Origin of the sequence: Xanthomonas arboricola pv. guizotiae, assembly GCF_002940205.1 — a bacterium.
Classification (GTDB): Bacteria; Pseudomonadota; Gammaproteobacteria; order Xanthomonadales; family Xanthomonadaceae; genus Xanthomonas; species Xanthomonas arboricola_C.
Genome location: NZ_MDSK01000036.1, coordinates 18,693 through 29,577 on the forward strand (window position 1 = coordinate 18,693; position 10,885 = coordinate 29,577).

8 protein-coding genes are annotated in these 10,885 nt (G+C 66.0%); 4 read left to right on the forward strand and 4 right to left on the reverse strand.

Annotation, left to right across the window (positions count from 1 at the left end):
* Positions 1-4: 4 nt before the first annotated feature.
* From XarbCFBP7408_RS18085 to XarbCFBP7408_RS18095, 3 genes are all read right to left on the reverse strand, one after another.
* Positions 5-1,912, reverse strand: coding sequence for a glycosyltransferase family 2 protein (locus tag XarbCFBP7408_RS18085; protein WP_104564135.1), 1,908 nt, complete (start codon positions 1,910-1,912; stop codon positions 5-7).
* A gap of 13 nt (positions 1,913-1,925) precedes the next feature.
* A complete protein-coding gene (locus XarbCFBP7408_RS18090; protein WP_181107004.1) occupies positions 1,926-2,957 on the reverse strand; it encodes a hypothetical protein in 1,032 nt (343 codons plus the stop codon).
* A 129-nt stretch (positions 2,958-3,086) separates the two neighbouring features.
* A complete protein-coding gene (locus XarbCFBP7408_RS18095; protein ID WP_104564136.1) occupies positions 3,087-3,926 on the reverse strand; it encodes a glycosyltransferase family 2 protein in 840 nt (279 codons plus the stop codon).
* A gap of 352 nt (positions 3,927-4,278) precedes the next feature.
* Here XarbCFBP7408_RS18095 and XarbCFBP7408_RS18100 point away from each other — a divergent pair, with 352 nt between their 5' ends.
* The 4 genes from XarbCFBP7408_RS18100 (at position 4,279) to XarbCFBP7408_RS18115 (ending at position 9,313) form a co-directional block, all read left to right on the forward strand.
* Complete coding sequence (locus tag XarbCFBP7408_RS18100) at positions 4,279-5,439, forward strand: phosphotransferase enzyme family protein (protein WP_104564137.1); 1,161 nt, start codon at positions 4,279-4,281, stop codon at positions 5,437-5,439.
* A gap of 32 nt (positions 5,440-5,471) precedes the next feature.
* Entirely contained in the window at positions 5,472-7,637 is a 2,166-nt protein-coding gene (locus tag XarbCFBP7408_RS18105) for a TonB-dependent receptor (protein WP_104564138.1), read from the forward strand.
* Positions 7,638-7,903: 266 nt separating this feature from the next.
* The gene (gene pnuC, locus XarbCFBP7408_RS18110) at positions 7,904-8,479 is read left to right on the forward strand and encodes a nicotinamide riboside transporter PnuC (protein ID WP_104564139.1); all 576 of its coding nucleotides are present in this window, start codon (positions 7,904-7,906) and stop codon (positions 8,477-8,479) included.
* A 105-nt stretch (positions 8,480-8,584) separates the two neighbouring features.
* Complete coding sequence (locus tag XarbCFBP7408_RS18115) at positions 8,585-9,313, forward strand: UTRA domain-containing protein (protein WP_104564140.1); 729 nt, start codon at positions 8,585-8,587, stop codon at positions 9,311-9,313.
* Between the two features lie 513 nt (positions 9,314-9,826).
* Here the strand turns inward: XarbCFBP7408_RS18115 and XarbCFBP7408_RS18120 are convergent.
* Complete coding sequence (locus XarbCFBP7408_RS18120; protein ID WP_104564141.1) at positions 9,827-10,657, reverse strand: glycosyltransferase family 2 protein; 831 nt, start codon at positions 10,655-10,657, stop codon at positions 9,827-9,829.
* Between the last annotated feature and the right edge of the window lie 228 nt (positions 10,658-10,885).

Consider the following 10,885-nt stretch of genomic DNA (forward strand, 5'->3'; position numbering starts at 1 on the left):
CGACTCACTCTTCGAGTGCGGCGCGGCGCTCGTTTTCCGAATGCTTGCTGATGCCATGCGTGGTCTTCTCCCAATAGAACGGATTGTGGATCAGCTGCCAGAGACCCTTGTAGGCGGCGATCGACTGCAACACCCAGTAGAACGGCACGGTCAGTGCGTACGGCGCCAGCCGGAAGTAGTCGCGTTTGAACGCGGCCACCAGCGTTGTGTAGATGAAGAACGCATTGGCCAGCAGCAGATTGACCAATGACACTGCAGCCAGCCATGGCGGGAAGATCGCATCGAATATCCGCGCACCGCTCACGACGCTGATCAGGCACAAGGTCCACATCACCGGGACACCCAAGGCGATGAAGAAATTGCCGCCAATGAAGAACTGAAAGCCCCAGAAGCCCTTGAAGCCGGTGCTGCGATACAGATGCACCGGGTCGCGCATGTGCACCAGCCAGGTCTGCATATAACCCTTGAGCCAGCGCGAACGCTGCCGGATCCAGTTGGGAATGCTGACGTTGGCTTCTTCGAACGTGGTGGAGTTGACCACGTTGACGCGGTAGCCGTTCTGGATCAGCCGCACGCCCAGGTCGGCGTCTTCGGTGACGTTGTACGGATCCCATGCGCGCACCTGGCGCAACACATCCAGACGGAAGTGGTTGGAGGTGCCGCCCAACGGAATCGGAATGCGCAGGTATTCCAGCGCCGGCAGGTAGAAGTCGAACCAGAGCGTGTACTCCAGCGTGAACATCCGCGTCAGCCAGTTCTCGTCGGCGTTGTAGTAATTCAACCGCGCCTGGATGCACGCCACATCCTTGTCGGCCTTGCGGAACGCCGCCACCACACGCTTGAGCTGGTCCGGCTCGGGCTTGTCTTCGGCGTCGTAGATGGTGAGCAGTTCGCCGCGCGCAAAATGCAGCGCGTAGTTGCAGGCCTTGGGCTTGGTCTTGGGCTGCGACGGCGGCACCCGGATGATTTCGAAGAACGCCTCCAGACCGAGTTTCTTGGCGGCCTCGATGGTGTCGACATCGTCCGCCTCCAGCACCAGCTTCACGTCGAGCTTGCTGATCGGGTAATCCAGCTTGCGCAGCGCGTTGGCGAGGATCGGCAGGACTTCCGGCTCCTTGTACATCGGCACCAGCACGGTATAGACCGGCAGGTCGTCATCGCGCAGCGCGGCGACGTCGTCCTCGGTGACCTTGATGTCGATGCGGTGGCGCGAGCCGAACCACACCAGCAACAGCTTCAGTCCGAAGGTCGCCAGAAAGCCCAGCGCCACCAGCACGTTGACGGTGATCAGGGCCGGCACCGGGAACAACAGCATCGCGATCACCAGCACCGCGGCGATTGCCCACAGCGTGAACTTCTGCCCGCGCGTCACCACCTGGCGCGCCGAGTACGTCGGCGCATGCGCTGCGAGCAGGTTCAGCGCGTTGTCGGTGAGTTGTTCGTCGGCATAGCGCTGCAGGCTCCAGATGATGTCGAACTTGGCGGTGCCGACAAAACGCACGTCCCCGCCATAGTGCGCACGCGCCCAGGCGAACACCGCCGGGTCGGGATCGGCCACGGCCAGCACCAGCACGCCGTCTTCGCGACGCCACGGCAGCAGCAGGCGCTGCGCGTAACTTTCCAGATCGCCGGGGGTGAGCAGTTCCGGATCCGGCGGCTGCTGCACCAGGTCGATGAACTCGAGGCCGAAGTGCGCGGCAACGATGGCATAGAACCGCTGCGCCGGCACGCCGCGCTGGGCCAGGATCACATCGCCCAGGCGCGAGTTCCAGCGCTGTTGCAACGCCAGCGCCGAGCGCAGCTGTTCGTCGGTGATGACGCCTGCGGTGACCAGTGCGCGACCCAACAGACCGCGTTCGCGGCCGATGTCCGGTGCCCGTCCCAGCGCGTCCATTTCGCAGCTGACCGTCATTGTCGTGGCGTCCTTAGAACCGCCACCAGGCGGCCACGAATGGCCCACCTGCGGCAGCGGTGTTGCGGCCCATCACTGGCTGCTGATATCCCACTTGCCACTGACTGCCGCCCGGCGCGGTGTACAGCGTGGACAGCTGCAGCTTGGTGAGGTCGTAGTTGGTGCCGGTAGCGACGAAGCCGACGCCGCCAGCAGAGCCGGGAACGTCGAAGTTGTTGCGTCCGTTGCCCAGACCCTGGATCACGTTGACTTCGCCGAGCAGCAGCCAGCTCGGGGTCAGGCTCAGGCCGGTGGACGCGTCCACCCGCACTTCGTCGGAAGCGGCACTGCCGCGCAGGCGCACCGCGCCACCCAGATCGACGTAGCCGTTACGCCCGCCCAGCGTGTAACCACGGCCGCGGCTGTAACGCAGCTCCAGGCCGTAGTCGCCGAGGCCAAGCGCAGGATCGGAATTCGCTTCGGGATTATTCGGATGGTAGGTCTTGCTGCGGCCGTAGGCCGGGATGCTGACCAATGCCTGCACCGAGCTGCGCCAGACGTCCTCTTGCGCGCTCGGCAGCGCATAGCGCAGGCCAATTTCCTGATCGGCAAGACCAGTGGTACTGGTGCGGGTCCGGCCATCGCCGCCGTAATTGCTGAAACCGACTTCGGTGAAATAGAAATTGCCGATGAAGCTCAGCTTGTCGGTCAGGCCATGCTCGACGTAGACGTTCAGCTGGTCCTGGCGGCTACGCCCGTTTCCGTCGAATTGTTGGCCGTCACCGAACGTGGTGCGGTGATGGCTGTCGTCGAACCAACCGCGGCCATCGCTATGCAGCGCCTTGACGATCACCAGGGTGTCGCCCTGCGGCTGGGTCCAGGCGCCTGCCACGGCCGTGTCCGGCAAGGCTGCCATCAGGCAGCTCAGCGCGAGCGCCGACAGCGCAGCCGCCGGCACGCGGCGAGCGATGGAATCAAGAGAAGAGGGCGAGACAACCGGACTGGGCTGCAGCGCGGCGGCGCACGGCTGACGTCCCCGCAATTGCGGGTCGTTCTGTAAGGACATTGCACGATTCCTGATGGGGGACCCGGAAGGGACAGGAAGCTAGTGATTGATCACACTTCGAGGCGAAACGTATCACAGTTGGGTCTCGCCACCCATCACTGATTTATCACAAATTTAACGCGGGCACACTCATCTCTTTCGCAGCAATTTCGGTACCTGGGCGGCCGCGTGGGTCCAGATCGCCAGCCATACGCCAAGCCGGGTGACCGGCCCCCGCCGGCCCGCCTCGAACTTGCGGAAATAGCGCCACAGGCCGCGGTGCTTATGCCATTCGACAAAGAACGGCCGCGCACGACTGGATACGCCGCGCACATGCACGACCCGCAGATCGTTGGCCACCGCCACCAGCGCACCGGCCTGACGTGCCCGCCGGCACAGGTCCAGGTCTTCGGCATGCAGGCGGTAGGCGCCATCCCAGCCGTCGAGCCGGTCGAACAGGCTGCGCTGCATCAGCATCAAGGCACCGGAGATGGCGTCCACCACCTGCAGGGGCGCAGCCGGATCGACCGGCACCGCGAGCTGGGCGGCAGCGCGCGGTGCGCGCAGCATGGCGGCAAAATCCGGATCGCGGCGGCGCACGGCGGCATCCGGCTGCCCGTCCTCGTCCACCTGCTCCACGCCCAACAGCACCGCCGCGTGCCCGGCCGCGCGTGCGCACAGCTGCGCCAGGGTGTCGCGCTCGACCATCAGGTCCGGGTTGATGAACACCAGCCAGGGCGCCTGCGAGTCGCGCGCGCCCTGGTTGCAGGCGCTCGCAAAGCCCGGGTTGTCCGGATTGGCGATGAAATGCAGCCGCGCATCGGCCAAGGCATGCCGCTGCACCACCTCCAGGGTGTCGTCGCTGGAGGCGTTGTCGACCACCCGGATCTCGCTGATGCCCTCGGCCGCGCGCAGCCGCGACAGGCACGCATCGATGGTGCTGCTGCTCTGATAGGTGACGACGACGGCGGCAATCTGGACGGGACTCATCCGGCGATTATCCGGTGCCGGGGCAGCGCAACGCCATCGCGCGCGTGCCAGCGCCGACATGGCGGCTGGCAGCGGCAACAGGCATACTGCGCGCCCGGAACCGCCCAGCGGTTTTGCGCAGCGCCGCCCATGGCGCGCCCCACATTCAGTATCGAGATGACGGCCAGCGACCTTTCGGTGTTGCGCTGCCTTTTCATTCCCTGCAGCGCAACCGCCTGATGGCGCGCGCGCCGCAACGACGGCCTGGCAGCGCCGTCCGTGTTGTCGCCGGCGCGCGCGCCGGGTCCGCCGCTTCGGCACCGATTGGCTGGTCTATACCACCAGCCCGCACCACATTGCCGGAGCCGGGCGCATGAGCACCTCGCACCAAGTGCATGGCATGAGCCTGGAGTTGGCGCTGCCGGACTGGCCGGTGTTGACCGCCGACGAAATCCATCGCGTGCTGCAGCACTTTTCCGCGCCTGGCGATGGTGCGCGGATTCGCTGGCATAGCGCACGCCCGTTTTCCGCCGCCGCCTGCGTGGACACCGTCAGCGGCACGCTCATCGTCAAGCGACATCACCGCAGCGTGCGCAGTGTGGCTACGCTGCGCGAAGAGCACGGCTTCATGGCGCATCTGCGCTGGGCCGGCGCGCCGGTGGTCGAGGTGCTGCACGATGCCGCGGGCCGCACCGCCCTGGCCGATGCGGACTGGGTCTACGAAGTGCAGCGCGCAGGTCGCGGCCAGGATCTGTATCGGGATGCCTTGTCGTGGACGCCCTTCAGCAGCACCCCGCATGCGTCGGCGGCAGGCGCCGCACTGGCACGCCTGCATCTGGCAGCGCAGGGCTTCGATGCGCCGCCACGCCGAAGCAGCGTGCTGGTCGCCAACCTGGCCCTGTTCGTGCAGGCCGACCCGATCCGGGCGGTGGAACAGGCCTTGCTGTCGCGCCCCGGCCTGGCCGCCAATTTTCAGGACCGGCCCTGGCGCCGCGACCTGACCGACCACCTGCTGCCCTGGCATGCCCGGGCCTGGCCGGTGCTGTCGGCGCCCGGCGCCCTGCCACCGCTGTGGACGCATGGCGACTGGCATGCCTCCAACCTGCTGTGGCGCACCCACGACGATGGCGACGTCGAGGTCAGCGCGGTGTTCGACTTCGGCCTGTGCGACCGCAGCTTTGCGATGTTCGACCTGGCCACGGCAATCGAACGCAATCTGATTCCATGGTTGAACCTGGATGCGGGGCAACGCCCGCAGCCGCAGCTGGAGCAACTCGACGCCTTGCTGGACGGCTACGCCAGGCACTGCGCACTGGGCGCCGCGCAGCTGCGGCAGCTGGCCGCCTTGCTGCCGATCGTGCATGCCGATTTCGCCCTGAGCGAGATCGATTACTTCGCCGGCATCACCCGCTCGGCCGACAACGCCGATATCGCCTATCACCGTTACCTGCTCGGCCATGCGGACTGGTTTGCCAGCGCCGATGGCCAGTGCCTGCTCGATCACCTGCGCGCGCGCGCGCGCCGGTTGCCATGAGCGTTTTTTCTTCTCCTTTTCGAGCCCTGCGCATGCACCTGTCCGCCCCCCTGCCCCACCGCCGCCCGCTCGCGCTTGCACTTGCGCTATGTGTCGCCACGCCTGCACTCGCGCAGCAACAACCCGGTGCCGAGGCGGTCGAACTGGATGCGGTCAACGTGCACGGCGAACGCGCCGACGCCAGCACGGCCTTGACCGGCTTCGGTGCCACGCGGCTGCTGGATGCGCCGGCCTCGATCGCGGTGATCGATCGCCAGCAATTGCTCGACCGTCAGGCACGCGTGCTCAGCGAGGTATTGCGCGCCGATGCCTCCGCCGGCGACGCCTACGCCCCGATCGGCTACTACGAGAATTTCGTCGTGCGTGGCTATTCCCTCAACGCCGCCAACAGTTACCGCATCAACGGCCTGAGCGCGGTGGGCGAGCAATCCATTGCACTGGAAAACAAGCAGCAGGTGCAACTCCTCAAGGGCCTGGCCGGCCTGCAATCGGGTGTCAACGAACCGGCCGGACTGATCGACTACCGCACCAAGCGGCCCGAGCACGTGCGCAGCGTGACCCTGGGCACCGACGAACAAGGCTCGCGCTATGTCGCCGCCGACCTGGGCGACTGGTTCGGCGCCGAGCGCAGCCTGGGCCTGCGCGTCAATGCCGCGCGCGAAGACATCAACAGCTATGTCGACCACGCCGACGGTTATCGCAATTTCCTGTCACTGGCCGGCGACTGGAAGATAAGCCCGCAGTCGTTGCTGCAGCTGGATGTGGAATACCAGCATCGCCAGCAACGCTCGGTACCCGGCTACCAATTGCTCGGTGGCACGCAGGTGCCGCGCGACATCGATGTGCATCGCCTGCTCGGCTACCAGCCGTGGTCGCGGCCGGTGGAGATGGATTCGCTCAATGCGCAGCTGCGCTACACCTACCACTTCAACGACGACTGGCGCGCCACCGCTGAAGCATCACGCAGCCGCTCGATGATCAACGATTTCTCCGCGTTCGCCTGGGGCTGTTATGGCGCGGCCAGTTGCGCCGACAGCGTCACCCCGAACTTCTTCAGCGCGCAAGGCGAGTACGACGTCTACGACTACCGCAGCCCCGACGACACCCGCGTGCACGATCAACTGCGCGCCACGCTGGAAGGCCGTGTGCTCACCGGCGCGCTGGATCACCGCCTGAGCATTGGCGGCGACTGGCTACGCCGCACCATCGATCGCTTCGGTTCGGTCAACGAATTCGTCGGCAGCGGCAGCATCGACCGCGACCCGGAGGTGTTTGCACAGACCGACGTCGCGCTGGACCCGAAGCAACGGCGCCTGGACAGCCGCCAACGTGCCCTGGTGGTCGCCGACCGGATCGGGCTGGGACCGCAATGGGAGCTGTCGCTGGGCGCGCGTTACGTGCGCCTGGACGAGCGCAGCTTCGACCGCGATGGTGTGCTGGAGCGACGCACGCGCAAGGACACGCTGCTGCCGCAGGCCGCGCTGCTGTTCAAGCCGCAGCAGCAGGTGTCGCTGTACGCCAGCTATGCCAAGAGCCTGGCCGCCGGCGGCACCGCCCCGTGGTTTGCCGACAACGCCGATGAGATCCTGCCGCCGACCAATGCCTATCAGCTGGAGACCGGCGCAAAAGTCGAGCTCGACGGTCTGCGCCTGGGCGCGGCGCTGTTCGACATCCGCCAGGCCTACCAGTTCACCCAGCCGCAGGCCGATGGTGGCCTGCGCTATGTGCAACAGGGCCGCCTGCACAACCGCGGCCTGGAATTGTCGGCCGATGGCGCGGCCACCGCGCAGCTGCGCATCTTCGCCAGCGTCGCGGCGATCCGTGCGCGCGCCGAAGACACCGACATTGCCGCGTACGAAGGTCACCAGGCCATCAACGTGCCCAAGCTGCGCGCCAGCGTGCAAGCCGATTACAGCGTGCCCGGCATCGATGGCCTGGCGCTGCTGGCAGGCATGCAGTACAGCGGGCGCAAGTTCGCCGACCGGCTCGGCAATGCCAGCGTGCCGGCCTACACCGTGGCGAACCTGGGCGCGCGCTACGCCACCGCGCTGGGCGGGCTGGCCACCACCTGGCGCTTGAACGTGGACAACGTGTTCGACAAGCGTTACTGGCGCGATTCCGGCGAATACCAGGGCGATGCGTATCTGTTCCCGGGTGCGCCGCGGACGGCGCGTCTGACCGTGCAAGTGGATTTTTGAGGGCTGGCGCTCCCACCCGCCCTTCGGGCACCTTGCCCCGCAGGCGGGGGAGGACGTCGAGGCGCAAGCACCCGTGCTTGTGGGTGTTTCGGGCACCGACTGAAGGCAGCAGGTACCCGCTGAAGGCAGGGACTCGGCGGTAGGGCGCTGCCGCGCTTGCATTGCACGCCGATTCGGGGCATCGCGCAGCATCCGCTTCCGGCTGCACCGCTGTTTTGCATGGGTTGCAGCTCTCCCACCGCTCTCCACCTTCCATCAGGCACTGCATGTCGTTGCTCGAATCCATCGCCGTCGTGATCAACCTGCTCGGCGTCTGGCTGACCGCGCGGCGCATTCGCTGGTGCTGGCCGGTCGGCATCGTGGCGGTGGCGCTGTATGCCTGGCTGTTCTATCAGTGGAAGCTGTACTCGGACATGCTGCTGCAAGGCGTCTACGTGCTGACCCAGCTGTACGGCTGGTGGCAGTGGCAGCGCGGGATGGCCGCACAGACACGCATTCGCCCGTTGCCGATGCCGCAGGCGGAGCTGTGGATCTCGCTGTGCATCGGTGCGGTGTTCGCTGCCGCGCTCGGCGCCTACATGCATCACCGCACCGATGCCGCACTGCCGTGGCTGGACGCGGCGCTGGCCAGCTTCAGCCTGGTCGCCAGCGTCTGGGCCGCACGCAAACGCATCGCCAACTGGATATTGTGGGTCGTGCTCGATTGCATCTACGTGGGCGTGTTCGTCAGCAAGGGGCTATATCCCACCGCACTGCTGTATGCAGGCTTCGTGCTGCTGGCGCTGTATGGATGGCGCAGCTGGAAAACCCAACAGCAGCAGAACCTGGCAGGCCTTGCCTGAGCCACCTGCGGTTTGCGGGCGCGTTCTTCTTTACCATCGCCGCATGCACCTCTCTCACCTGACTGCCTTGTACCTGCGCCGCAGCCACCATCGGCAGGTCGCCGCATGAGCGCGTCGCGCCAACACGCCATCACCGAAATCGTTTCCGCGCAGATCGCCGCCGGCGAATGGGGCCCGGATCAGCGCCTGCCGGTAGAGCGCGAGCTTGCCGAACGCTTCGGCTGCACCCGCATCACCTTGCGTGAGGCCTTGCAGCAACTGGAAGCGCAGGGCCGCATCTACCGCGAGAACCGGCGCGGCTGGTTCGTCAGCGCACCGCGCGTGCGCTACGACCCCACCAGCATCGCCGGCTTCATGCAGTACGTGGCGGCGCAAGGACGCAAACCGCGCACCGAGCTGTTGAGTGCCACCCGACAGGCAGCGGGGCCTGCCTACGCGGCCGCACTACGGCTGGAGACGCCGTACGAAGAAGTCTTCGTGCTGCAACGCCGGCGCTGGATCGACCGCCGCGCGGTACTGCTGGAAACCAACGTGGTGCTGGCCGCCTGGGCGCCGGGCCTGCTGGAGCACGACCTGGCCGGCTCGCTGTCTAGCGTGTTCAACCAGAAACTCGGGCTGTTCCTGAGCCGCGCGCAAGTGTCGATGCATCCGGCCGGGCTGGACGCCGCGCAAGCCCTGTTGCTGCAGTCCACCACCGGCACACCCTGCTTCCGACTGCAGCGGATCAGCTTCGCCGAAGACGGCCGCGCGGTGGAACTGGATATCGAATCCTGGCGCCACGATGCGCTGGATGTGGTGGTACGCACCGAGGCACCGATGCGGTCGGCTTCTTGATCGGCTAACAAGACGACGTCACGTCAGTCACTGCCCTGCGGCCTGGCTGCAGGGCCCTTGCCCGCCCACCATCGCAGGACACGCTGCAAGTACGTCCTTGTAAGCTCTTACGCGGCATCCATGCCGCGTAAGGTCCCGCGACGGTGGGCGGGCAAGGACCAGTCGAGATGGTCGGTGGGCATGTTTTCAACAAAGCAACCGACTCACTCTCTGGTGCGGTGTCCTCGCCGATTGCGGGACCGTGTGGCGGCATGGATGCCGCCACCGAGCCCCCAGGGACGGGTTCACGGCGTGTCCCGCTAGCGGTGAGGGCACCGCGCCCTCGACCCACTCGGCGTTTGACCTGGACGTCCCTTAGCATCCACCAACATACGGCCGACAAAGCCACTGCACTCACCGTACGGCGAGCAGTCGTCAGGTTGCGTAGGACAGCGCTCAAGAACTGCACTGTACGAGTCCACCGAACACCGACTGCGCCCGCCTGACGGTGAGCATGCCGCTTTAGCAGCTGTTCTACGCGTCAAATAGCCTGCGTTGTGGATCCGGCGGCGGTAAATCGGCTAGCAACTGCGAGAGTTGATCGCGCTGCGCACGCAGCGGGTCGTGCATCAGGAAGTTGGCCAGGCGTGCGTGCCAGGCCGGCCAGCGTGTGGCCAGTGCATCCATGTCGCCATCGGCAGGGCGGCCTTCGTGCGGGGAGGCGACGAAGGCGGTGTCGCACAGCACGTTGCGCCAGCCCAGGCCAGCCATGCGCAGGCTCAGGTCCACCAGTGCGGCATACCAGGAGCCATAGCTGCTGGCGTCCAGGCCGCCGGCCTTGCGCCGCGCGCTGCCGCGTAGCAGCACCGCGTGGCCGATTGCCGACGGCAGTTCCGGATGCAGTGGCGGCATCGCCGCACACGCAGCGGCGAGCCGCTCCGGCGCGGCAGGCATCGGATTGAGTTCGCCCAGGCGTGGCCAGCTGCAGGCTTCGCCCACATTGCTCCATGGGGTGGCGGTGGCGATCGCCGCATCGCGCGCAAAGCAGGCGTCGAGCTGATTCAACCAACCCGGCAGCGGGCAGGCATCCACACCCAGCACCACCACATCGGCATCGCCGCAGCCGCTGAGCATTTCGTCCAGATGGGCCACCTCGCCGAGCATGCGCTGACGACGGGTGTGATGCGCCTGCAGCCGCGTGCGCGCCAGCCAGTGTTCGATGACCGCGCGGCCGCGCGGGCCGGCCTGCGCGTCGTCGGCCAGCCACACCCGCGTGCCGGCGGGCGTGGCGGCATCCAGTGCGCCCAGACAGGCATCCAGCGCCTCGTCGTCGGTGCCGACCGGAAGCAAGACGACTGGGTCCAAATTTACTCTCCAACGCAATACCAACCGAAAAAAATATCTTAAAGATAGTGCCCGCCATTAACGGGCACTATCCAAATTAAACCAATAAAACTACGGAAACGGAACCCATTTTTGACAGGTATAAGCCGCAGTTACCTCATACCAATTAGGGTCGTAGGAATTCGGTCGCCTAGACTGATATCCAACAAACGTGCAATTACTATAACCCAAACGAAAAGCCTCACTTAG

Coding starts and splice junctions, on each gene's coding strand:
- pnuC (WP_104564139.1), top strand. CDS start 7,904: ATGTCGTTGCTCGAATCCATCGCCGTCGTGATCAACCTGCTCGGCGTC.
- XarbCFBP7408_RS18095 (WP_104564136.1), bottom strand. CDS start 3,926: ATGAGTCCCGTCCAGATTGCCGCCGTCGTCGTCACCTATCAGAGCAGC.
- XarbCFBP7408_RS18100 (WP_104564137.1), top strand. CDS start 4,279: ATGAGCACCTCGCACCAAGTGCATGGCATGAGCCTGGAGTTGGCGCTG.
- XarbCFBP7408_RS18090 (WP_181107004.1), bottom strand. CDS start 2,957: ATGTCCTTACAGAACGACCCGCAATTGCGGGGACGTCAGCCGTGCGCC.
- XarbCFBP7408_RS18105 (WP_104564138.1), top strand. CDS start 5,472: ATGCACCTGTCCGCCCCCCTGCCCCACCGCCGCCCGCTCGCGCTTGCA.
- XarbCFBP7408_RS18085 (WP_104564135.1), bottom strand. CDS start 1,912: ATGACGGTCAGCTGCGAAATGGACGCGCTGGGACGGGCACCGGACATC.
- XarbCFBP7408_RS18115 (WP_104564140.1), top strand. CDS start 8,585: ATGAGCGCGTCGCGCCAACACGCCATCACCGAAATCGTTTCCGCGCAG.